This is a genomic window from Planococcus sp. TJ-301 (genome assembly GCF_058268475.1).
This window is the reverse complement of the sequence record NZ_JBZDOH010000002.1, coordinates 297,718-320,192: the sequence shown is the minus strand read 5'-3', so window position 1 is coordinate 320,192 and position 22,475 is coordinate 297,718. Positions and strand designations below refer to the sequence as shown.

Annotated in this window: 27 protein-coding genes; 15 read left to right on the top strand and 12 right to left on the bottom strand. The window is 44.5% G+C overall.

Translation table 11 applies throughout. The features are described 5' to 3' along the window. Nucleotides 1-138: 138 nt before the first annotated feature. The 5 genes from AC4EHJ_RS12410 to AC4EHJ_RS12390 all read left to right on the top strand — a co-directional run bounded on the left by AC4EHJ_RS12410 (nucleotide 139) and on the right by AC4EHJ_RS12390 (nucleotide 4,562). Entirely contained in the window at nucleotides 139-459 is a 321-nt protein-coding gene (locus AC4EHJ_RS12410; RefSeq protein WP_490975939.1) for a hypothetical protein, read from the top strand. A gap of 271 nt (nucleotides 460-730) precedes the next feature. Then, complete coding sequence (locus tag AC4EHJ_RS12405) at nucleotides 731-1,381, top strand: hypothetical protein (protein WP_490975938.1); 651 nt, start codon at nucleotides 731-733, stop codon at nucleotides 1,379-1,381. Between the two features lie 192 nt (nucleotides 1,382-1,573). Continuing rightward, nucleotides 1,574-2,473, top strand: coding sequence for an oxidoreductase (locus AC4EHJ_RS12400; protein WP_490975937.1), 900 nt, complete (start codon nucleotides 1,574-1,576; stop codon nucleotides 2,471-2,473). Nucleotides 2,474-2,632: 159 nt separating this feature from the next. Next, nucleotides 2,633-3,526 carry an oxidoreductase gene (locus tag AC4EHJ_RS12395; RefSeq protein ID WP_490975936.1) on the top strand — a complete coding sequence of 298 codons (894 nt, stop codon included), beginning with the start codon at nucleotides 2,633-2,635 and terminating at the stop codon, nucleotides 3,524-3,526. Nucleotides 3,527-3,674: 148 nt separating this feature from the next. Next, nucleotides 3,675-4,562, top strand: a complete 888-nt coding sequence (locus AC4EHJ_RS12390; RefSeq protein ID WP_490975935.1) for a fructose bisphosphate aldolase — start codon at nucleotides 3,675-3,677, stop codon at nucleotides 4,560-4,562. On the opposite strand, the gene AC4EHJ_RS12385 is transcribed toward AC4EHJ_RS12390, so the two are convergent. Continuing rightward, complete coding sequence (locus AC4EHJ_RS12385) at nucleotides 4,541-4,765, bottom strand: hypothetical protein (RefSeq protein ID WP_490975934.1); 225 nt, start codon at nucleotides 4,763-4,765, stop codon at nucleotides 4,541-4,543. The two genes, AC4EHJ_RS12390 and AC4EHJ_RS12385, sit on opposite strands and share 22 nt — an antisense overlap. Nucleotides 4,766-4,906: 141 nt before the next feature. Here AC4EHJ_RS12385 and AC4EHJ_RS12380 point away from each other — a divergent pair, with 141 nt between their 5' ends. After that, nucleotides 4,907-5,350, top strand: coding sequence for a BsuPI-related putative proteinase inhibitor (locus AC4EHJ_RS12380; protein ID WP_490975933.1), 444 nt, complete (start codon nucleotides 4,907-4,909; stop codon nucleotides 5,348-5,350). A gap of 517 nt (nucleotides 5,351-5,867) precedes the next feature. Further along, a complete protein-coding gene (locus AC4EHJ_RS12375) occupies nucleotides 5,868-6,605 on the top strand; it encodes a YqcI/YcgG family protein (RefSeq protein WP_490975932.1) in 738 nt (245 codons plus the stop codon). Nucleotides 6,606-6,682: 77 nt separating this feature from the next. On the opposite strand, the gene AC4EHJ_RS12370 is transcribed toward AC4EHJ_RS12375, so the two are convergent. After that, nucleotides 6,683-7,897, bottom strand: a complete 1,215-nt coding sequence (locus AC4EHJ_RS12370; protein WP_490975931.1) for an aminotransferase-like domain-containing protein — start codon at nucleotides 7,895-7,897, stop codon at nucleotides 6,683-6,685. A 412-nt stretch (nucleotides 7,898-8,309) separates the two neighbouring features. Between AC4EHJ_RS12370 and AC4EHJ_RS12365 the strand changes: the two genes are divergently transcribed. Together AC4EHJ_RS12365 and AC4EHJ_RS12360 are read left to right on the top strand one after the other, a co-directional pair. Beyond that, a complete protein-coding gene (locus AC4EHJ_RS12365) occupies nucleotides 8,310-8,864 on the top strand; it encodes a sigma-70 family RNA polymerase sigma factor (RefSeq protein ID WP_490975930.1) in 555 nt (184 codons plus the stop codon). Next, nucleotides 8,861-9,841: a DUF4179 domain-containing protein gene (locus tag AC4EHJ_RS12360; protein ID WP_490975929.1), complete on the top strand. Its 981-nt coding sequence runs from the start codon at nucleotides 8,861-8,863 to the stop codon at nucleotides 9,839-9,841. The genes AC4EHJ_RS12365 and AC4EHJ_RS12360 overlap by 4 nt, the downstream gene beginning before the upstream one ends. An 80-nt stretch (nucleotides 9,842-9,921) precedes the next feature. Here AC4EHJ_RS12360 and AC4EHJ_RS12355 read toward each other — a convergent pair whose 3' ends face one another. Continuing rightward, a complete protein-coding gene (locus AC4EHJ_RS12355; RefSeq protein WP_490975928.1) occupies nucleotides 9,922-10,536 on the bottom strand; it encodes a TetR/AcrR family transcriptional regulator in 615 nt (204 codons plus the stop codon). Nucleotides 10,537-10,698: 162 nt separating this feature from the next. Between AC4EHJ_RS12355 and AC4EHJ_RS12350 the strand changes: the two genes are divergently transcribed. The 5 genes from AC4EHJ_RS12350 to AC4EHJ_RS12330 all read left to right on the top strand — a co-directional run bounded on the left by AC4EHJ_RS12350 (nucleotide 10,699) and on the right by AC4EHJ_RS12330 (nucleotide 13,988). Beyond that, a complete protein-coding gene (locus tag AC4EHJ_RS12350; protein ID WP_490975927.1) occupies nucleotides 10,699-11,481 on the top strand; it encodes an SDR family oxidoreductase in 783 nt (260 codons plus the stop codon). Between the two features lie 134 nt (nucleotides 11,482-11,615). Then, nucleotides 11,616-12,122 carry a G/U mismatch-specific DNA glycosylase gene (gene mug, locus AC4EHJ_RS12345; protein ID WP_490975926.1) on the top strand — a complete coding sequence of 169 codons (507 nt, stop codon included), beginning with the start codon at nucleotides 11,616-11,618 and terminating at the stop codon, nucleotides 12,120-12,122. A 217-nt stretch (nucleotides 12,123-12,339) separates the two neighbouring features. Further along, entirely contained in the window at nucleotides 12,340-12,969 is a 630-nt protein-coding gene (locus tag AC4EHJ_RS12340) for a hypothetical protein (protein WP_490975925.1), read from the top strand. A 198-nt stretch (nucleotides 12,970-13,167) separates the two neighbouring features. Further along, nucleotides 13,168-13,344 (top strand): hypothetical protein, encoded by a 177-nt coding sequence (locus tag AC4EHJ_RS12335; RefSeq protein ID WP_490975924.1) that lies wholly within the window; start codon nucleotides 13,168-13,170, stop codon nucleotides 13,342-13,344. Next, nucleotides 13,341-13,988, top strand: a complete 648-nt coding sequence (locus AC4EHJ_RS12330) for a DsbA family oxidoreductase (protein WP_490975923.1) — start codon at nucleotides 13,341-13,343, stop codon at nucleotides 13,986-13,988. The genes AC4EHJ_RS12335 and AC4EHJ_RS12330 overlap by 4 nt, the downstream gene beginning before the upstream one ends. A 485-nt stretch (nucleotides 13,989-14,473) precedes the next feature. On the opposite strand, the gene AC4EHJ_RS12325 is transcribed toward AC4EHJ_RS12330, so the two are convergent. The 9 genes from AC4EHJ_RS12325 to AC4EHJ_RS12285 all read right to left on the bottom strand — a co-directional run bounded on the left by AC4EHJ_RS12325 (nucleotide 14,474) and on the right by AC4EHJ_RS12285 (nucleotide 21,619). Beyond that, on the bottom strand, nucleotides 14,474-15,100 hold the full coding sequence (locus AC4EHJ_RS12325; RefSeq protein ID WP_490975922.1) for a hypothetical protein: 627 nt from the start codon (nucleotides 15,098-15,100) through the stop codon (nucleotides 14,474-14,476). Between the two features lie 464 nt (nucleotides 15,101-15,564). Next, the gene (locus AC4EHJ_RS12320) at nucleotides 15,565-15,930 is read right to left on the bottom strand and encodes an immunity protein CdiI family protein (RefSeq protein WP_490975921.1); all 366 of its coding nucleotides are present in this window, start codon (nucleotides 15,928-15,930) and stop codon (nucleotides 15,565-15,567) included. 144 nt (nucleotides 15,931-16,074) lie between these two features. Next, nucleotides 16,075-16,449: a hypothetical protein gene (locus AC4EHJ_RS12315; protein WP_490975920.1), complete on the bottom strand. Its 375-nt coding sequence runs from the start codon at nucleotides 16,447-16,449 to the stop codon at nucleotides 16,075-16,077. Nucleotides 16,450-16,542: 93 nt separating this feature from the next. Beyond that, nucleotides 16,543-17,106, bottom strand: a complete 564-nt coding sequence (locus AC4EHJ_RS12310) for a hypothetical protein (protein ID WP_490975919.1) — start codon at nucleotides 17,104-17,106, stop codon at nucleotides 16,543-16,545. A gap of 85 nt (nucleotides 17,107-17,191) precedes the next feature. Beyond that, entirely contained in the window at nucleotides 17,192-17,644 is a 453-nt protein-coding gene (locus AC4EHJ_RS12305) for a hypothetical protein (RefSeq protein WP_490975918.1), read from the bottom strand. Nucleotides 17,645-17,766: 122 nt separating this feature from the next. Then, nucleotides 17,767-18,267: a hypothetical protein gene (locus tag AC4EHJ_RS12300; RefSeq protein ID WP_490975917.1), complete on the bottom strand. Its 501-nt coding sequence runs from the start codon at nucleotides 18,265-18,267 to the stop codon at nucleotides 17,767-17,769. A gap of 153 nt (nucleotides 18,268-18,420) precedes the next feature. Further along, a complete protein-coding gene (locus tag AC4EHJ_RS12295) occupies nucleotides 18,421-18,705 on the bottom strand; it encodes a hypothetical protein (RefSeq protein WP_490976022.1) in 285 nt (94 codons plus the stop codon). 1,386 nt (nucleotides 18,706-20,091) lie between these two features. Then, complete coding sequence (locus tag AC4EHJ_RS12290) at nucleotides 20,092-20,634, bottom strand: DUF1697 domain-containing protein (protein ID WP_490976021.1); 543 nt, start codon at nucleotides 20,632-20,634, stop codon at nucleotides 20,092-20,094. Nucleotides 20,635-20,665: 31 nt separating this feature from the next. After that, complete coding sequence (locus AC4EHJ_RS12285) at nucleotides 20,666-21,619, bottom strand: Abi family protein (RefSeq protein ID WP_490975916.1); 954 nt, start codon at nucleotides 21,617-21,619, stop codon at nucleotides 20,666-20,668. 226 nt (nucleotides 21,620-21,845) lie between these two features. On the opposite strand from AC4EHJ_RS12285, the gene AC4EHJ_RS12280 reads away from it, so the two are divergent. Further along, entirely contained in the window at nucleotides 21,846-22,361 is a 516-nt protein-coding gene (locus tag AC4EHJ_RS12280; protein WP_490975915.1) for a DUF2798 domain-containing protein, read from the top strand. The last annotated feature ends 114 nt before the right edge of the window (nucleotides 22,362-22,475 follow it).

Below are 22,475 nucleotides of genomic sequence, written 5' to 3'. Positions count from 1 at the left end.
ATTAGCGCAGCTGGAATATAACTCACGCAAAAAAGGGGGTCCTAATCTCTAAAAGTACATATAGATGAAAGTTCAAGCTTCTAAGCAGTCAACAGCCTAGACAATGGACAAAATCTAAATGGAATGGAGAGATTGACTATGAAGAAATACTTTATGATCCTGATGGCGGTTCTTTTGGCGTTTGGATTCTCTTCTACTGCATTAGCTGGCGGCGGAGACGATGACCATGATCGCGATGGATACCATCATGACTACGACAAAGACAAAGATGATGACAGATACAAAGACCATGATGATGACTACGACAAAAAATACAAAAAGCATAAAAAATTCAAAAACCATAAAAAGAACAAACATTACCACAAACATTACACTAAACACGGCAAATATTATTACCATTACCACAAACATGGCAAACGCCATCACCACCATGATTACAAAAACCACCACAACCATTAACATGAAAGGATCGGGCAGTTCCAATAGCCCGGTCCTTATCTATGTCAATCTGCGAAAGATTTCATTAAAATAAAGTAAATTTAACATTCTAAATTATAGTAATTTTTTGATATTTGTACTATACTATTTACATGGAGTTACATACACAAGGAGGCGCATATGAAGAAAAATGAGTGGATTTTTGAGTAGCGGTCTACGTCTAGATACTCTGGCCCGTTTTGAAGTTACTTGCTCAGCTAATAAAAATCTGCTTTTAAAGGAGAAATAGAAAATGAAGAAGTTTGCTATGATCTTAATCACCCTATTATTAGCATTCGGATTCACTTCTGTATCATTTGCGCACGACAGCCATCATGGAGATGATGATTCCAAAAAAGTCACTTATCGCGATGGCGTCACGACCATAGTAAAAACGAAACACGAAGTCACTTATGACAAAGTGGTCAAACGCGAAAAATCTTCTGAATATGTAACTGAGAAGAAAGCCGAGAAATCCACTTATCGCGAAGTCGATGTGAAAGTGAAAAAAGAATACCATCCTCAAAAAGACTGGTATCGCGAAGTGAAAACCCGCACCACGTATAAAGTGATTAAACGCGTCACCTGGGATGAAGTGACACGCTACGACACCATTAAAATTTTCACAACGCCAGTGAAAATTACGAAAACCACTGTCACTACCATCAAACATTACGGCAAACCGGGCAGTGGTGGTAAAGTTTTCTATAAAGACACTGAAGTTTACCGCGACAAAGAGTTTGGAAAAACTGAACGCAGAGTCGTCAAAGAAACACACGTTGAGAATAAGAACTACAAAACAACTTACAATAGAAAAGTGATAAACGTTGAAGTAAGCAAAGGCAAATGGATTAAAGACGATCACGGAGAAGACGACGATGATAAAAGAGGCGACGACGACTGAATACCGGGGGCTTTCCCAAAGCCATGGACTATGGCTTTCCGGGAAAGTCCTTTTTCTATGTTTCATATTCGGCTAATGCAGTTCCCAATAGCCTTCCACAGCTCCCCTTCCTTTTTTCATTGTCCCTGCTGGCCTGACGTGGTACGTTAAAGCAAGCAGAACTTTGAATTTAGTGAACCGGGAGCTGATTTTTTGAGACAGAAAAGTTTGAATGGAAAAACCGCCATCATCACTGGTGCGAATAGCGGCATCGGCTTTGAAGCGGCCAAAGAGTTGGCCATCCGAGGTGCACATGTCATTTTAGCGGTACGCAATATGGAAAAAGGCTCGAAAGCCAGAAAGGCGATCATTGCCCTTACCCCCCATACGAAAGTCGAAGTAATGCATCTCGATGTCGCCGACCTGGAAAACATCCGCTTTTTCAGCGAACAAATCAAGAGCCGGCTGCCTTCACTCGACTTGCTGATCAATAATGCAGGCGTGATGATGCCCCCTTATTCAAAAACGAAAGACGGCTTCGAGCTGCAGTTCGGCGGAAACCACCTTGGCCATTTCGCTTTGGCTGGACGTTTGCTGGCGCTCCTTGAGAAAACACCGGGCTCGCGAATCGTCACCATCGGCAGCCTCGCCCATAACCGTGGCACAATCGACTTCGACAACCTTGATGGCTCAAAAGGCTATAAAGCGAAAAAGTTCTACAACCAAAGCAAGCTTGCCAATATGCTGTTCGCGATGGAGCTTGATAAGCGGCTCAAACGAAATGGCTTCCAAACCATCAGCGTAGCTTGCCACCCGGGGATTTCGGCAACAAATATCTTCAAAGTCGGCAAATGGGACGCGCCGAAAGTATTTCGGAATTACGCCAATCGTTTCTTGCAGCCGCCCCACATGGGCGCTCTGGCGACTGTCTACGCAGCTGCAGGCGAAAGCTTGAGCGGCGGTGAATACATCGGCCCCGACGGAAAAGGCGCGAAAAAAGGATTTCCTGCCTTGGAACTGCCTCACCCTTCAGCATTGGATGAAGCAGTTGCACGCAAGCTATGGGACGCGTCCGAACAATTGACTGGCTTGAAGTTTGATTTCACAAAATAAAATAGATTCATATCGCAATCAGGCTGCCGTGAAATTTACGGCATTTTTTTTGTGTCGCTGCTGAATCGCGAAGTTTAAAGAAAAGCCGTTCTGTTTGTTCCTGCCTGAAACTAATGATACGTTTAAGGAAATCTTTCTACCCATTCAGGAGCTGAAATCATGGAACAACATTCATTGTATGGAAAGACGGCCATCATCACCGGCGCCAACAGCGGCATTGGCCTCGAGACGGCAAACACCTTTGCTGAACAAGGTGCCCGAGTCATTATGGCGGTACGGAATATAGAAAAAGGCCATGCAGCACGCGATTTGATCAAAAAGGATCATCCCTATGCGGAAGTTGAAATCATGGAACTCGATTTGGCAGACCTCGACAGCATCCGCTTTTTCGCTGAACGCTTTCAGGACAAGTTTCCTTCGCTCGACTTGCTGATCAATAACGCCGGGGTCATGACGCCGCCCTATGCCAAAACAAAAGACGGCTTCGAGCTGCAATTCGGCAGCAATCACCTGGGGCATTTCGCATTGACCGGACATTTGCTGCCGCTCCTTTCGGCTACTCCCAATTCACGCGTTGTCACCGTCAGCAGCCTCGCTCATAAAGGTGCTGATATATTCTTCGACAACCTCGACGGCACAAACGGCTACAAGGCCATGAAATTTTACGGCCAAAGCAAGCTTGCCAACCTAATGTTTGCGCAAGAACTCGATAAGCGTTTGAAACAGCATGGCCAATCGACAATCAGCATCGCTTGCCATCCCGGCATTTCTGCAACAAACCTGTTCAAATTCGGCGGCAAGGACGCGCCGGGCTTCCTGAAAGGGATCTTGTATAAATTCCTGCAGCCCGCAGACATGGGCGCATTGCCGACAATCTTTGCTGCCACGTCTCCAGCGTTAGCTGGCGGCGAATATATCGGCCCGGATGGCAAAGGGCAGCGCAAAGGCTACCCCGCTATCGATACACCACATCCGGCTGCGGATAACAAAACTGTTTCCAATAAACTCTGGGATATTTCGGAGCAATTGACCGGCGTGACATTTAATTTTTAATTAACGGCACATCCAATCCCTTTGCATTAAAAAGCTACAGCGTTCAGAATTATTTTGAATAATCCGTCATTAATTGTTAAACTATTCAATGAAAGGCTTTCTGTTAGTTTAAATTTTCACGATAAAATTTATCTAAGGAGCTGGGATGATGAATCAACAACAATTCGACCGTGTGAAGAATGAAAAAGGCTTTGTGGCCGCACTTGACCAAAGCGGCGGCAGTACGCCAAAGGCGCTGAAGCTTTACGGAGTTTCAGAAGACCAATATTCAAATGAAGAGGAAATGTACGACTTGATCCACGAAATGCGGACGCGGGTCATGACCGCCCCTTCCTTCAATTCCGACTCGATTTTGGGTGCGATCCTGTTCGAACAGACAATGGACCGTGAAGTTGAAGGCAAGTATACACCGGATTACCTCTGGGAAGAAAAAGGCGTCGTGCCTTTCCTGAAAGTCGATAAAGGCCTCGCTGACGAAGAAAACGGTGCGCAATTGATGAAGCCGATTCCGAATCTTGATGAACTGCTGCAGCGGGCAAACGAACGCCATATTTTCGGCACGAAGATGCGTTCGGTCATCAAAGAACCGAATCCAGCGGGCATCCGCAAAGTCGTGGAACAGCAATTCGAAGTGGCTAAGCAAATAATGGCTGCCGGCCTGGTGCCGATCATCGAACCGGAAGTTGATATCCACAGCGCAGACAAAGAAAAATCCGAGGAATTGTTGAAGCAGGAACTTCTGAACCTTCTCGATTCACTGGGTGAAGAAGAAAATGTCATGCTGAAATTGACGATCCCGACCGTCAACAACTTCTATAAAGAATTGATTGACCACCCACGTGTAATTCGTGTGGTTGCGCTGTCCGGCGGCTATCCGCGCAAAGAAGCCAATGAAAAATTGGCGGCCAATAACGGCCTCATTGCCAGCTTTTCCCGCGGCTTGTCCGAAGGCGTCAGCGCCAGCCAATCCGAAGACGAGTTTAATGCGTCCATCGAGGATTCCATCCAGACCATTTACGAAGCGTCGATTACCTGAACGATATACCCATCAAAAAAGAAAGGCGATTCCGTTGTGACCGGAATTGCCTTTCTTAGTTTGGGTGAATTCAAAAACAAATAGATAATATACAGCGGTACCAAGAGAGTTGCCATGTACTTCAGTAAAGACAGCGAACTGGTGGACAGGCATTTCATCTTTGATATCAATGCATCTTTAAAGTCTTTTGCAATTGCAGGCATAGTGTCTGCCACCTTCTATAAGTAAGATTAGTATAATGCAGCGGCGGCTTCAATGGTATGTTGCTATTTCTTCATCGCGTTGTAACTTTTATCCACATTCAACGGTCTAACTTGTAAATCGCTTTATAAGGAGAGAGAACCATGCGGACATGGACAATTTTATTGCTCGCAGTGCTGGCACTTTTGCTTGGCGCTTGCGGCACACCCGACGAAGGCACAAATGGAGGGAAATCAGAAGGAGGCAATGAAGGCGAAATGGCCGCAACACTCGAAAAGTCAAATGCCGGCTACCGCTATACCCTGAAAAACAGCACGGATAAAGCAGTGACATTTAACTTTACAAACAGCCAGCGCTTCGATTTTGCACTTTACAACGAAGCGGATGAACAGGTATTCCTGCATTCCTCAGTCAGCTCATATGCTCAGGTGCTCGGTGAGGAAACCGCAGCAGCCGGCGGCGAACTGAGCTATGAGCTGGAGGTTCCGCCGCTTGACCTTGAGCCTGGCACCTATAAGATTGAAGCCTGGTTCACACCGCAGCAAGGACCTGCTTATCCAGCAGAGAATGAGTATATAGTGGAATAACTATATATGTTGAATTAAAGAAGTAGTATATTGAAAACCGCTTCGGTCGCTTTGGGCAAGGCTCTCGCCATGAGCCGAGAAGAACACTCATCTCATAGCTAAGACCTTTCTGCTTCTGCATCGCTTCGCCTAGCTTCGAAGCAAAGGAAACAGTCCAAATTCCATTTGGCCATTTCCTTGCCTAGCCCCTTGACGCGCCGTCGCTAAGATATCACTAGATATGGAGCAAAATAGCGGAGAAAACCGTACTGCTCCTGTCCCTGCATCGCTACGCTAGCTTCGGGACAAAAAGTACGTTGCAGCACTGCGTGCTTCGTCGCAAAGCGCGAAGCGACTGAGGAGGCCTGGCGCTCGCCCGCGGCAAGCGCAGCTGTTTTGCGGAATATCGATTATTAACTATAAATTCAACTTATATAGAAACCCCATTTGATCAAATAAAGCGATTGCCCTAGTTTCATTTATGCGCCGACAGGGAAATTCCCTTAGAGAGAGTTATTACTTAATTGGAGGAATTTCAGTGAACTTGACAACACATGCTTTATTAACAAAAGAAGATTTCCAAACCCGTACCGATCTGCCGGAATGGCTGCTGAACGAATACCAGACTTTCCACAACACGGTCACCGATAAAACCTTCCCCTGCTATTTCGGGATGAGTGGTGAATTGAAAGGCGAACTCCGCTACGCTTATGTGACGCAGGATGATTGGAGTAATTTGCCGGCAGCGGTTTCCAGTTTTCTGGAGCTGTTCGACGACCCGAAACACAAACGCCACGGCTTGTTCGTCTTTGTGGAGCCGTTTGAAACGGAAGGGTCGATTGAAGATTACCGTAAGCAGTTCTGGGACTTGCTGCAGTATATGCACGATGTCGACAAAACGGAATGGCCCGCTGAGGCACCGCGCGACCCAGACCATTATTTATGGGACTTTACGTTCGACGGCGAACCGATTTTCGTTTTCGGCAACACCCCTGCATACAAGCAGCGCAAGACCCGCCACCTCGGTAATGCCATGGTGCTGGGCTTCCAGCCGCGCCGCATATTCGAAGGTTTGAAAGGGACGGAAAAAGGCGGCGTCATGTCGCGGGATAAAGTCCGCACCCGTGTTGAAGCGTGGGATCATTTGCCGACGCATCCGGACATCAGCCATTTCGGCGACCCGACGCATAACGAATGGAAGCAGTTCTTCATCGGTGACGACAGCGAGCCGATCCAAGGCAAATGCCCGTTCACGCATAAGGAAATGAAAAAGTGAAGATGCAAAAAAGAGAGCGTTCCGTTGAGGATAGCTCTCTTTTTATGCATTCATTTAATTTAGAAAAAGCGTAGGTTTCATTCGCCTTCCGGCTCTTGCTGCGGCAAGTTTGCGCCGACTACTTCTGCTAGTTTGCGGACACCTTCGACAATCGCTTCCACGTCGGCATAGCTGAACGAAAGCCGCAAGTATTCGCAGCGTCCTTGGTCGAGATGAAAATGCTTGCCCGGAACGTACGATACGCCGGCCGCTAATGCGTGCGGCAGCATTTCCGCTGTATCGATACCCGGAAGCTGGAGCCACATGAAGTAGCCCCCTTCTGGTGCGTACCATGTAACTGCGGGTGGCATGAATTGCTCAAGCGCCTGGATCATCGCCGTGCTTTTCGCGCTATACACACCCGTTAGCGACTCCAGATGCGCGTCGAAATCAACGGCTTCCAGAAACGACGCCATGATCGACTGCGCAAATGGATGGTTCAGGTCTTTCTTGAACCATCCTAAGGTGCTGACCAACTTCTCGCCGCCCGCTACCCAACCAATGCGCATGCCGGGTGCGACGACTTTTGACAGCGATCCGATATGGATGACGCGTTCACTGTTGCCGTCCATCGCTTTCAGCAATTCAGGCTTATCACCAAAAGTTAATTCGCCGTATGCATCGTCCTCCAGGATGAGGAAACCAAATTCTTCGGCCAGCTCAAGCAGATGGCGCCTGCGTTCCGGCGACATCGTTGTGCCTGTCGGATTTTGCGAAGTCGGGATCGTATAAAGGATGCGCGGCAGCGTTAACCCTTCGCGTTTGCGGTTTGCCAGCATTTCCGCAAATCTTGCGGTATCCATGCCTTGCCCATCAACGGGGATATTCATAAAATGCTCCGTGTAATTCCGGAACACTTCCAGCGCTTCCATATATGTCGGAGATTCGAGCGCGACGACCGCCTTATCGTCTAATAAAACACGAGACACCAGGTCAATCCCCTGGCACGCACCGGAAGTCACAAGCAGCTCCTCGTCCGTCAGTTCCACGCCCCGCTTCGCCATCCGCTGGCGGAGAAATTCTTTCAATTGCGGAATCCGCGGACTGCCGATGTATTGCAGCGGCAGATCCTGCTCTTCATCGAGCAGCCGGATGGTAGCGGATTTTATGGCTTCAGCTGGTACTAATTTAGGCTCCGGATAGCCTGAACTCAATCGGATGCAGCCTTCAGGCAATGTCAGCAGCCATTGCCCCGGTGGATCGTTTTTGAAGGCCAGGCTGATATCTTTTGAAAATGGAAATGTTTGCGTCATAAAGTCGTGCCCCTTTCGTTATCCAGTTTGCTTTGTCTCCATTCTACAGATTATTGGCGGCTTTGAATATCGTGAACTGACATTAGGCTAGCGAATCGGTTACACAACAGTTGGTATTCTGTCTTGGCGGAATGCCTTCTTTTAATCGCAGGAACCTTTCGCCCAAGCGAAAGGCTTTTCATCATTGCCTTTTTGAACATTGGAATGATGCTTAATTTGCTAGTGCAATTTATTTTTCCAGAAGTTCATGTTACCGATTGATTAGTGCATGTTAAAGTGGGATTAACTCATGCTGACGCGAGACTTGTTCATGTTAACGCCAAAACAGGGCTTGTAAAATTTTATCTAGAATGCGCGAGATTTTATTCGCATTCGTCGTTGTATACAGTAACAAGGGAACGGAGGGATTCCAGTGGAGGATTTCATCGCTCGGTTGAAACGGCAAGACGAAGCGGCGCTCAACTACATGATTGATACATACATGCCGTTTCTGAAAGGGATTTGCCAGCACATCCTCGTGAAAAACTGCGGCCGACAAGCTGCGGAAGAATGCCTGAACGATGTGTTCATGACCATTTGGCTGCGTGCTAGGCAATTTGACGGGAATGCCGACGATTTTCGGAAATGGGCCGGCATGGTGGCGAAATACAAAGCGATCGACAGTTACCGCCGCCACATGAAGCGGCTCGAGCGCGAATCGGTCACCGGCGAGGTGCGGGAAGCAGGCATTTCCAATAACACAGAAGAAACGGTGCTTGATAAAGAAGCGCGGGACGAAGTGCTGGCCGGGCTCCATAGTTTGCCGGAAGCGGACCGCGACTTGTTCTTGATGAAATATTTCCTCGGTTTGCCGAACGCAGAAATTGCCGAAGCCTTAGGCATCACCGTATCAGCTGTCGATAACCGGCTGTACCGCGGGAAACGGAAATTGGCGACCTTATTCGGTGGAAAGGAGAGGTTTATATGAGCGACTTGAACAAATGGCTGACAACGGATATTGAAGACATTCCGGAGGCCGACGTGTCGGAACTTGAAAAGAAACAAATGAAAAAGCGCATTCTTGGACAGCGCCGCAAATCGCCTTGGCTGAAAAACTTGGCGCTTGCAGCGGGTATTGCCGTCGCTGTTTCAACTACTACATTCGTTGCATTCCCTTCCTTGGCATCGCAAATTCCGATTCTGCAAGACATCGTTTCCTATTTCGATGGCGAAGAACTCATTTTCAACCATTTCAGCGAAGTGGCTCAGCCGATCGGTTTGGAAGAAACAAGCAATGGATCTACGATAACGATTGAAGAAGCGGTATACGACGGTACTTCGGTGACAGTCGCTTTCGCTTTGCAGACGCCAACAGATCTCGGAGCCTCTCCAAATGCCGACGGATTGCTTGAAGCGCCTTGGACGCGCGGTTCCGGCTCCTTCACTTTGATGAACAAAGTGAACGACACGACGTATGCAGGCATGATTACCATGGCCCCGGATTTCCTGTGGAGAGCGCCGCAAACCGTGAAGCTTACTTGGACGCCCGAATCGTTCACTGACATGGAAACCGGCGCTAAAGTCGACGGCGACTGGGAATTTGCTTTCAAATTGAATGCCCTCAACAGCGTTAAGATTCCAATCAGCAAAACCGTTGATTTTGAAGGCGGCTCGTATAAGCTGGACAAACTGCGCCTGACAAAATTGTCAACGGTGCTGACGATGCATAAAAAAGACATCGATGAAGATCGTTACATCACCGATTGGCAGCTCGTAGACAACCTGGGCAATGTGTATCCGATGCATTTCGGCACAGGCAATGAATCCCAATTACAGTTCACTTTCGAAACGCTGGATCCGCAAGCTTCTTCTGTCCAAATCGTGCCGCTAATCAAGCGTATCGAAAATGCTGAAGATGACGGCGTACCGGTTAAAGCCCGCACTATAAACGTCGAATTGCGTTGACGCAAAAATCCCCTTCCGCTGCAAAAGCCGGAGGGGATTTTTTTGTTTGCAAGTATGGAATTGTCCATGCAGCCTTTGCTTTACGCCCGGGAATCACTAGACGCAATCGTGAAGCCATTAGCAAATGCCTGCAAGATGCCGATCAGCAATTGCGTGATTTCAGCCGGCGACTGCTGGTAGCCGTTTCGTGCCCAGTCGAGAATAATGCCTGTGGTGCCATGGGCCATGTACATTTTAAATTGGGATGAATTGATGTCGTGGTGGCCGATTGCGCTGAACGTGAAATTCTCGTCGAGCATTTCGAAAATCGCTTTCGGCAAATCCTGGTACAGCCCTGGAATCGTATCTTCCTTCAAATACAGATTGAAAAAAGAACGGTTATCATAGATGAAACTCACCAGCTCGAACGATTCCGCATCCATCTGCCTGACATTGACCCGTTTGCCTGGCTGGTAGCGTTCCATTCCCGTTCGCTTCACCTGCTGGAACATTTCCCGCTTGAGGTCTTCCGTGATATCCGGCTTGTCCAAATAATGCAGGTAAAACGTTGCCCGGTTGTATTGTGCCCGCTCCACAATATCCGTGACAGACACATGGCTCAAGCCTTTTTCATTGATCAACTGGACAAAAGCCTGTTTTAACTGATGTTTTGTCCGTTCATTATGCGGGGTATTTTTTCGTTTATTTTCCATCATTGCCTCTGCCTCCAATGAAAAAATCGACACTTCGTACTAAATTGTCGATTAATTCGACAATTGCTGTTTTTCTACTGATTGAGCCAGCTTTTGCAACCGGTTACACTTAAGGAGTCTATTACTTACAGTTTAGCATACCTATAAATAGAGGAGAGATTCATAATGATCGATTTTACAGACAAAGTTGTTTTGATTACAGGCGGCGGTTCAGGACTTGGGCGCGCAGCGGCATTGTCAATCGCCAAACAAGGCGCCAAATTGGTGCTCGTTGATATGAACAAAGATTCTCTGGAAGAAACGAAAAAAGAAGTTCTTCAAGCAACTCCTGAAGCGGTAGTCGAACTGGTCGAAGCAAACGTTACGAATGAAGAAGAAGTGAAAAATTACGTACAATTCGCAGTCGACACGTTCGGCAAAATCGACGGTTTCTTCAACAATGCCGGCATCGAAGGCAAACAGAACCTCACGGAAAATTACGGCTCTGACGAATTTGACAAAGTGGTCAGCGTCAACTTGAACGGCGTCTTCTACGGTATGAAACACGTCTTGAAAGTCATGAAAGAGCAAGGCTCCGGCTCGATCGTCAACACAGCTTCAGTCGGCGGCATCCGCGGCGTCGGCAACCAGTCCGGCTATGCAGCAAGCAAACATGGCGTCGTCGGCTTGACCCGCAACTCCGGCATTGAATACGGCGAATTTGGCATAAGCATCAACGCTATCGCACCAGGCGCCATCATGACGCCTATGGTCGAAGGTTCGCTCAAGCAAATCGGCGGCGACGATTGGGAGGCAGTAGGCAAAGAATTTGTCTGCGTCAACCCGATGAAACGCTTCGGTAAACCTGAAGAAGTCGGCAACCTTGTCGCTTTCCTGCTGTCTGACAGCTCACGCTTCATCAACGCTTCTGTCATCAACATCGACGGCGGCCAATCGTACAAATACTAATTTTCCCACTAAACGTTTCCCCTTAGCCCAAGTGGCTAGTGGGAAACGTTTTTTTATGCCATCTCCAAATGTGTAATTCCCAATAAAAAAGGGAAACTTCGTTATACTGTTCTTAGAGTAAGGAGTGACCGATCATGCATTTAGAACCCATCCCAGACCATTTAGAGGCGGGATTGAAAATCTTGTTTGTCGGCTTTAACCCGAGCATCCGCTCATCCGAAACCGGCTACCATTACGCGAACCCGACGAACCGTTTCTGGAAGATCCTCCATGAAGCGGGATTGACGCCGAGGAAATTCGCGCCGCACGAAAACCAGGAATTGCTTGAACTCGGTTTTGGCCTGACGAATATCGTTGAGCGCCCAACCCGTGAAGCTGCGGATATTTCAAAAGAGGAATACCAAGAAGGCGCTGCCCTGCTGCGCGAGAAAATCGAAGCGTACCAGCCGAATGCCGTGTGCTTTGTCGGCAAAGGCGTTTACAAAGAATTCAGCAACAAGCGCAAGATCGATTGGGGTGTCCAGGCAGACCCGGTCGTTCCCGGCGCCATCGAATTCGTTGCCCCTTCTTCGAGTGGATTGGTGCGAATCCAACTCAATGACATCGTGGATGTATATAGAGGCTTGAACAAGTATATTTAATCTCTTTGCGATACTTTGCGTATGAATAGCCCTCCAACACTCTTTAAGAGATTGTTGGAGGACTTTTATGTTGGGGTGACGGGTTTCACAGAAAGGTAAAATGTAAATCAATTGCAAGAAAATTGAAACTGTTTAAAGCTTCATTCGTATTAATGCTATAAGAACATTTTTGGAAGCACAAATAGGTTTTTCTAAAAATATATAAGGAGGTATTTTTATGTATTTTATTAAAAACATCAATTACATATCTGGAAAAAAGGCACTCGGGCTTCTGTTTTTGTTATTCGCTGGTTTATTGATTGTGGGTTGTTCAGCTAACGGGACTTCAGAGGGTAATGGAGCAGAAGCGGAAGAGACGATGGATAAAAGTGAACAAGCGATCCGAGCTGTTATTGAAAAAGAATTCAATGGGCCAGACGAAAAATATAAAGAATTATGGGCTGCTGCGATGGAAGCTCAAAACAATGTGGAAAACCAAGAAGAGTTTGATGCTTTACAGGAAACACCGGTATGGAAAAATTATATGAACTATATGGCTGAGACGTATACTTCTTATTTCACAGAAAATGGCTATGGCAATTTTTTAAATACAACGCCAGCGTTCATGTACAGTGGTTTTGAGGGTGATTACGACCTGGCTGCGTCTAACATAGAGATCAGTCAGAACGAACACAATTCGAAAATGTACCAGTTTACTTTTCAAGTAGAATACAAAAATACAAACGGAGAAGTCCATCCATATTCTTTCGAAGGCGAAGCCATTGCCTCTGAGGAAGGAAAAATTGAGAAGCTGCAATTTTTGGATAAGGCTGACTTGCTTTCAGCTATGAATGAAGATATTTATTGACGCTGCCTTTGGGCAGCGTTTTTTCTGTATGGGTTGCATTTAAACGCTCCCATTAATATTTTTTTAAAAAAACGAAGACAGAAAGAAGTTACAACCTGCGCAAACGGCTCACTTCAGCAACACCCAATCCATTTATTGGAACATGTTTGCGTTTTCCTTTACCATCAATGATAAACATGCTATAAGGAGGGTTATGGAATGGGTAAAGAAATGAAAAATGAATCGACAGCAGTAAAACAGGCTGCATCAAACCATACACTACAGGACCTTAATGGAATTAAGCTGATTGATTTTGGTGATTCCACCGGAATTGCCTGTGATGTCCAAACAGGCATCTGTGGGCCGATTGATCAAACAAAGGAGGCTGAAAAATGAAAATCACGATCTGGTCAGACTTTGTATGCCCGTTCTGCTTTATCGGCGAGGCCCATTTGAACGGGGCTTTGGAGAAATTTGAATATGCGGATGACGTTACTATTGAATATAAAAGCTTTCAGCTGATGCCCGACGGGGAGTATGTGCCCGGTAAAGATTATGCCGAGACTTTTTCGGATATGAAAGGCTTGCCTTTAGCGCAGGCTGAAGCGATGCTGAAAAACGTGGCAGAGTCGGCAACCCGCTCAGGGGTCGATATCAATTACGGCATAGCGAAATTGGCAAACACTTTTGACGCACATCGCGTTTTCCAATATGCAAAAGAACAAGGAAAAGGCAATGAATTCTTCCAGCGTTCCTATGTTGCGCATTTCACAGAAGGCGAAATTTTGAGCGATACCGATACCCTCGTCCGCCTGGCAGAAGAAGCCGGCCTTAACGGTGCTGAAGTACGTAAAGTCGTGGAAAATAAAATGAACGCTGAAAAAGTGCAGCAGGATATTTCTGAGGCGCGTGCAGTCGGTGTGCAAGGTGTCCCTTTCTTTGTAATCGACAATAAATACGCTGTTTCGGGTGCACAGCCGGTTGAAGCATTCAGCCAGGTTTTAAATCAGGTATGGGAAGAAGACTATGCGAAAAAGTGAGCAAGTAAATAGAACGGAAAAAAATGCCCATTCAGCTTATTCCGGCTGAATGGGCATTTTTGGTTTAAAATACGTAATCTGTTCCTATCCGCAACCGTAGCCCTCTCTCCCCCTCACACTTGAACTTTCCGAAATAAAAAACTGCACCTAAATAATCGAGCTGTGTGCCGGCAATATAGTTGATTAAAAATAAGCCTTGTAATATTACTGTACTAAGGATGCAAAGAATTTAGCTGATTAAACAATCTCTGTTGTATCTTCAATTTACAAAAGCTTATAAAAAGATCAGATTCAAATTCCCTTACTTGCGATAAATCTTGACATGTCAAAGTAGCTCTTTTCTAAATCCAATCTTTAATGCCTTGAAGAGCAGCCTTTTGAATGTATCATTTTTTCTTTTGAAATCAGTTTGGAGAAATTTTCTGATAAATCGCCTAGAATACGGATTTCGAATGTAACTTAATTCACAATAAGTTACATTCATTTTATTCGTATTCCTCTATTTTTGAAGTTACAAATCCAGGAATTGTTTGGATGATAGCTTCATAAGTTGAAAATTGAGATTGATTTGAAACTGTTGCGATAAAGTTCCCGTCATGGCCAATCCAAAATAGGCTGGTATCAGCCTCCATTTTAACAACGATCGTTTTTCGAATATGCCCTTCATAAACCCCTGTCCATTCTCTTTTTTTCAGGCTGAATACGCTTTTATGACTGGACCATACTACCAATTCATTGGCAATACTCAGCATAATATAATAAGGGAAGATCGCCTTTAGCTGCTTTTCGTTTTCAATCTCCGAAACGAAGAACGAATAATCTTTTCCACGGCCAATACAATCAGACTGAATGTTCGAAGCGTTGCAATATTGTTCAAATTCATCTTGCCAAAAGTCTAAGACCTTCGCACAAACGTAGATCGGAAATGCCTGCGCATGAGTCATCCATGACGGTACAAGCTCATTTCCGTATTCGGATAAATCAAAGCCTGAAATGGCGAAAACGTATTTGGTTTCACCGTCCAGCGCAAACGGGAAATAGCCGCCCGCATCAGGTTTTGGTCCGTAGTAACTTTTCGGGAAATAGCCGACTTCTATATTTATTCTTCTCACACCTTTCGTTCCAATTCAAAATCATTAAATAGATTGGCTCTGCCTTCGCTCCCACAGTACATTTTTATATAAACTTTTTTTGAATGTAACTTAACTGCACTTTTGTTACATTCAATTCCTTGAACCCATTACTACACCATCAGCAAGCAATTCAAGATATGTAATACGTTGTTATTTTCATTATACCAAAAAATTACATTTGATAAATTGAAATAAGTAGACGTTAGAAAATAAAAGCGTTCGTAAAAGTATACTTTTACAGACAAAAAGGGAGAGAAGAGGTGACCTTGCCACATCTTCTCTCCCTTCATATTCAAGCAGCTACTCATAAAGCAGTCATATGTAAACTATCATTTAATGGTCTAGTTCACCATAAATCACTGAAGAAATACAAGATGCTAAAGTCGAACACCCCTGTAACGCTTACCTTTTACATCATTTTGTAATCTATATTCTAGACCACTTCAATTTTTCCCCTGATAATCGCTGACTATTGAGGAAGGTGAAAATACAACTTTTAAACTTCCATTAAGCTCATCCTTTAACTTTTCAGTGAGATCCATTCCCATTTTATTGTGTTCTTCCTCAAGCATCTGTCCATTAGGAAGCAATCTGTCTTTCTCCCAATCGATCCAGTCCCCATAAGCTACAGCCCACTTATTTAATTCAACTTGCAAGCTAATAGAGACTGGCAAATCTTCTATTTCAAGATTGCATCCACAATGGATGCACCAAAGAGGATCTGTTTCCATATCCCCTTCCAGTTTTACTTCATGTGTTTCCTGTTGTTCGCACAAACATCTCATAGGTTTATCATCCATTCCTTTCATGTCTTCAGCTACATAAATAGATGTTCAGCAAAAGAGAAGGTAATTCAGTAGAAAGTCATTAATAGTTAATACCTTCCGATTATAAGTCCGCTTTTGTACTTTAAGTAAGCTGAAGATGCATCACCACGTATGCATCCTCGGTTTTTAAAACAAGTTGCTTGTGCTTCTCCAGACATTGTCCAATGAATTGTTCTTCGTCCTGAACTTTCCTTTTTCAATTGTTGCGTCACGGGGTAAAAACAACATGTAATTACCTGCGATTCTTTCGCATAAGCAGGCTATCTTCTCCCTGTCCTGTTTGTTCGCGATTTTCTTATAAATACGGCTTCCGTTATTCATCCAAAAAACTGCAAATTCTTCATTTCCATAAATCAGCTCGATTTGCTCAAGTAAGGTCAGCAAACGGGACTTTTCAGGGTAACCGTCTCGAAATTCAGTAATTTTTTTCAACTGAGCATGGAATCGCTCAGCTTGCTGTATTCCAATTATGTCTAAAAAACTCTCCCATGAAGGAGCCACAGGTAGTCCCATCCTTTCTAAAAGTAAGTTCTTAAATCTGTTACAGGTCCTTACCTTTATAAAACGAATGCTGCTAATACTGAAAATCTTTTACTATTCAGTGTCACTATTCTCTAAATCAAGCGAGTAATCTGCAGATATGTATGGTGTGACTTTTTTTGGTGAGTTGTATTTTTCATTCTTCGTAAATATAGTAAGGCCGACCTCATATACATCAATGAATGTCTCGACTTTATCAAAATCAAGGTTTTTAAATTCAGTCGGGCTATCCCAATTTCTTGTTGGGACTAGATTCACTTCAGAAATATCTTCTCCAAAGAAAATAAAAACTTCCAATCCATTTAAAACTAATTCAACCGTATTAGTGCAAAACCATTCTAATATTTCAGTCGAATCAATTTTGATGATATAACCCTCTGAAGAAAATTTATAGTGAGAGATATTTTTCTCGTAAATACTCGTTTTTATATGTTCAAAAACCACAGATTCCAGTACGAAGAAAATGGGGAAGCTACTGATATTTTGAATCAGCGCAAAAAGAAAATCGGTTTCCATGTCCCCAATTCCAATTGCAATTGATTCAAACTTACCTTTCGGAAGAACAAAATTATTGATCAAACTGGCATCTGAATATTGAACAAAATATTGCTTTTTCAATTGCTTTCCTCCTACTTAGACTTATGAGCGAATGTAACTTAATTGATTTAAGTTACATTCACCATCCTTATATACATCTAAAAAATTACTTTTGTTGACCATCTCTTTGTATTATTGAAACCCGTGGAGGTTCAGTCGATATCACATCAATTGTGTGATTCAAAGTATTTATCCCATAATGTTTATATGGCCCAGGATGCTCATCTTCAGCTGTGGTACCAATCTCAATAAAATCTAGATATCGGGATTTTGAATAAAGCGTGAAAAACCGCCCTTCATAAACCTCATACTTGTCCAAAGCAGTAAAGCTTTCGTTTAGAACCGAATAAGCAATGTAAAAATCAAATTCAAGTCGAATGATGGGGAGGGTTTCATCCACATCGAAGGGGTCATAAGACGAAACAGTATCAGTCTCGCCAATTGGAGTTCCAGGTATTTTACAACGGTCAATATCAACGGTTAAAGCATTGTCCTCAGGTTCAAACAGCGAATTCAAATAAAGATAGCTTTGGCACTGAAGCAGTTCTGAATAGTTCATAAAAATCCCTTTCCCCAAATCAACTTTTTAATTTATCTGCTATTGAAAGTAACTTAATTCACGATAAGTTACCTTCAAGTTCCTTCACTTTCGTTTCATATACCCACCAAGAATTTTGTAAATTATTTTAAGTCTATGTTTTCAAATGCTTCTTTTATTGCATGTTCATAAGTATCATCACTTATCTTTTTTGCACCATCTAGAGACAATTTTTTTCTAACGGTATCAAATAAACTGCTTGGAATATTAGGAAATCCATTCTCCCAATCCTCTCTTTCATTTAATTGATCTAGCAATGCCACGATAGTCAGGTAAATATTTGGGTATTGTTTTTTGATATTTGGAGAGTATGTTAAAAATTCTTGAAGATATCTATCAAAATGATGGCAATGGCAGTCGTGTTCTTCAACATCTGTGCAAAATGGAGATCCACTTTCGTCTTCCCACTCTATGAGAAGACCCGAAAAAGCAAGAAGTGAACCTGCTTTATATGTTGGTTGAGCATCATTAAAATGTTCGTAATATGGATACAGCAATTTACCGCACCAGTCTAAGTCTATAATTCCGCCCATGTCTTTTATTTCATCATGCAATAAATCCAATTTTCCCTGAATCAACTTCATGGTTTCCCTCCGGTTCAAATACAATCTTAATTTATTAGTTTACTTCTCATTCTGAATGTAACTTAACTGCACATAAGTTACATTCACTTTCGCTAAAATAGCACCTTTCACTTGTTCCATATCCTAGCCCATAAACATCTTGTGAAATTTCCCCTACCATTCCCGCCATTCTTCTGTAATGTCTTCATCCTTCTCTAAGCCCGCTTGTCGAGCTTTTTCCATGATAAAATCATGCAGCTCCTCCCGTTCCAGTGTCTCAATGAAAAAGTCGTATTTTTCATTCAGCACATTTAAACGGAGTACCGTTTCCTTCACTATTTTTATGATTTTCTTTTCAGTCGGCGCTTGAAGGCGGGAAAGTCCATCCATATAGTCTTGGAGTACGTTTTCTGTTGCCGATAGATTTTCTTCGGTAAATTGGTCATCCCCGTCATCCATCCTTGTTCTCCACTCTTGCGTAGGTAAATGCTGTTCCCCTTGGTTGGCGTTTCGCGGAACAGGTTCAGTCTCTTCTGGTTTGACTTTCTCTATAAAGGAGTGAAGATCATTGAGCCGAGGCCCCTCTTTCAACCGATGGGAATAATGTTTTTGATTCGTAAAATAAGCGTATTCCATCTCGATACAACGGGAGACATCTCCATCTACTACAGTGGAATCTGCCAAAATCAAGGTTTTCAAACGAGGTAGTTGCTCTGTAAATCGAATTGACAGTATATTCCCACAGTCATTCAAACTCAAAGACTCAAGCGATTGGATTTTTCCAATTGGAGAAAAATCTTCTATTTTTTTCGCAAACTCTATTTGGAGTGTCGTCAGGTTTTTAGACAATTGTTGGATCGCTTCGAGATCAGACAAGGCCCTCATTCTGAACAATCCTAGGCGACTCAACTTCTTCAATCCTTGAATCCCCTCTAGGGAAGCGATGTTGGAGCTGATGAGTTCGAGATCTTCAAGAGCTTTCAGGTCTGTGAACTCCTCCAGGTTTTTTCCTTTTGGCTTATAGCCCCAGATCTGCATTTTCTTCAAGTGAATCAGGCTGCCGATGGCCACGGCTTTTGGCGGCAGTGTGCCGTAAATTCCTTCCAACGTGGTCAGTTGGCGAAAATCAATTGTCAAAGAAGGGACAGCATCATCGAGTGACAAATCTTTAAGCGCCTTCAAGTGATAGAGACCGCTCAAATTCTTCACATTCGGCCCTTGCAGCGACAAAGATTCAATACTTCGGCATTCACTCAAGAAATCGATTTGTGATTCTTCATAGTAATAGGTAATCTGTACACTTTTAATCTGGTTTGTTTGGATGTATTGGATAGATTCTTGTACATTGTATTTGCCAATTAATACGGTGATGCCATCCTCGTCGTTTCTAATGCGGAGGTTACTTTTTTCCATAGGTCCTCCTTAGTTCTCTTTTCTCTCTTATTATCAGAATCGAAACTCTTACGTTAAATATACTCAGAACTTATAATATTATCTACATAATTTTGGAAATGAAAGCGTTCGTAAAAGTACACGTTTATGAACACTTTGAAAAGGGCTGAAAACGGCCAAAAAAACGTTCGTAAACGTATCAAAACACTTTACGAACGTCCGCGAATTCTTACACATTTTTACGAACGCTTTCAAGTCATTTAAAGGAAACAAATATTTTTCGAGGCGAGTTATGGAATCCTTCCACTTTTAAAAAACTTCAAAAATAAACCTTTGCCATAACTAAACAGAGCAAAGGTTTATTTCGTACAAATGAAGTTAGATGCTACACAACATGCATGTAAGGTTTGATTCGCTGCAACTACCCCTTCAGCATTAAAGCTGCAGATATTATTATTCCATCGCCCGCATCAATTCATAGATTTTCCTCACCGAGTTCACGTTGCGGATCGTCACGAGCTTGTACAGTTTGGTTCCGACAATCTTGGACATTCCACTTTTCGTCACCTTGTCGCGGTCTACTGACCAGAGGATGGCCCCAGACACATAATGCGCGCGGTCCACTTCCGGTTTCAAAGGCAATTGCTCCAGCACGGATTCGTCATCGGCTTCTTCCCATAAAAACAGCACATCGCTTTTCAGCTTATCGTCATTGGTCCATTCTTCCGGAACCGCTTCGGCAATGAGCGTGTATTCATCGATGGTATAAACCAGCACCTTAATGTGCAAGCCAAAATGTGTGAAGATTGCCTCTTCCAAAATAGCCATGACTTCTTGTTTCGTCCGGATTGCATCCTTAAAAACGATATTGCCGGAATTGATATACGTCTTGACAGCGGTCATGCCTGCTTCTTCAAAAACCTGCTTGAGCACTTTCATATTGACTTTATTATTGCCTCCAACATTAATTCCTCTGAGCAACGCGGCGTATATCACAGACATCATCTCCTATTCCAAGATTGGACATTCAATTTTCACGGAATCCGGTATCTCTCATGACTTCGCCATAGGCACGCCTTGGCAGCTCCGCTTTCAAGCCATCCATCAAGCGCTCCAGTTCAACCCAAAACACTTCGTATTCCTCTTTTGCCAGCAACAGCCGCAGCAAGCACGCCATCGAATACACTGTCCCTTGTCCGAGGCTGCCCCCAGACAAGCGCAGCATCGCTTCAACGCCGTCCAGCTTTTCCGGATGTGTGAGGCGGAACCTGTATAGCACTTCCTCGTGCGCAGACTTGTTGCGATACGGAAACACCAAACGCAAAATCGCATCGAGCTCTTCCGCCTGCAGCTGGGCCGGTTCGTATTCTTCGCTGAACTCTTCGGCGATATCGCGTGCAATCCGCTCCCGCAGCTCTTCATCCACAACGGAATAAAAATTTGAAATTTGTCCGAGCGAAAGGAAATTGACCAGCACCCAAAGCGGTACATTCTTGTGCTTGTCATAGAATTCACGGATAGCGGGATATCTTACCCGGTCCCGCTTCTTATGGCTCTTGATCAGATTTGCCAGCGTCGAAATGATGCGGTCGCGCTCGTGATGCCGCTCGGCTTCCAGACTGTAATTCGCCGTTTCCAGAAAACTGTCCGTCGCCTTAAACTTTTCCGAGAACCGGTACGCTACTTTCGATTTGATGTTCTTTTCGAACTTCAGCAATTCATTGAGCATCAGCATCCGCAGCTCTCGGTCAAACCGGTACAGCGCATACACATGGCCGAATTCCGTGCCCGCAGCGTAGCGTTCAAGGCCATACGGGTTCAGCCGTTCATCCCGCTCAAGGAACGGCTCTTTATAGCCGTCGATCAGCGCGTAATAATTTTCGCGCGCCAAAACCCGTTTCGCCGCCGTTTCGTCCACCACCGTCATGCCGCGCTGGCGCAGGATTTGAATCTGTTCATCGTGCGATGCAAAAACCTTCATTCTTCTCATCCTTGTCTGTCGTTCTTATCCTCTACTGTAAGCTACGCACGGCTTTTTAGAAACCATTTACCAAAAATAAACCGACACAATTCAGACACTTACACACAATACATAAGGTTTGCTATAGTTACTTGCAGCCTCGAAAGTACCGTGTTTCCTGCCAGTTCCCACTGCAATTTTCCGCGTATCGATAGGCCAGTATAAGCACGTTGAAAAGGAGATTCCCATGCATTTAGAAAAAAGACTGCCGCAAAACGCCAAAGAAGGCCTTCTCTACGGCGCCCTAATCTCCACCATGACCGTCTTGTTCATGACATCATTCAGCATTATTTATTTCGCCGGTGACTTCAACCGCGACATCGCATTCACCATCTTGAAAACATTGCCGATCATGTGGATTATCGTCATGATTATTGAGCCGGCCATTTTCGGCCGCCTCGCTGAAGCCTTGACCGCAAAATTCACCAAGCCGACCGACAGCTTCAACGCCAAAATCCTGTTCCGGATCCTCTTCACCGTGCTCGGCATGTCCGCCGCGATGACATTCATCGGCGACCTTGTCGGCAACGGATTCCACAGCCAACTCTTTTCAAACTGGCTAACAAACTGGCCGCGCAATTTTCTCATCGTCCTCATTGCCGAAAGTCTGGTCATCCAGCCGATTGCCCGCTTTGTGATGGTGAAGCTGCACGAGTCGCAAGACAAAAAAACAGAGTTAGCCGCGAAAACAGCGGCACAATAAACGGCTACTAACCACATTCTGATTTGGATGTGGTTTTTTCATGCACTCGCTCTATCTTCTTAAAATAAATTATGATTTTATGACGATATTCCGCAAAACAGCTGAAGGCGCTTT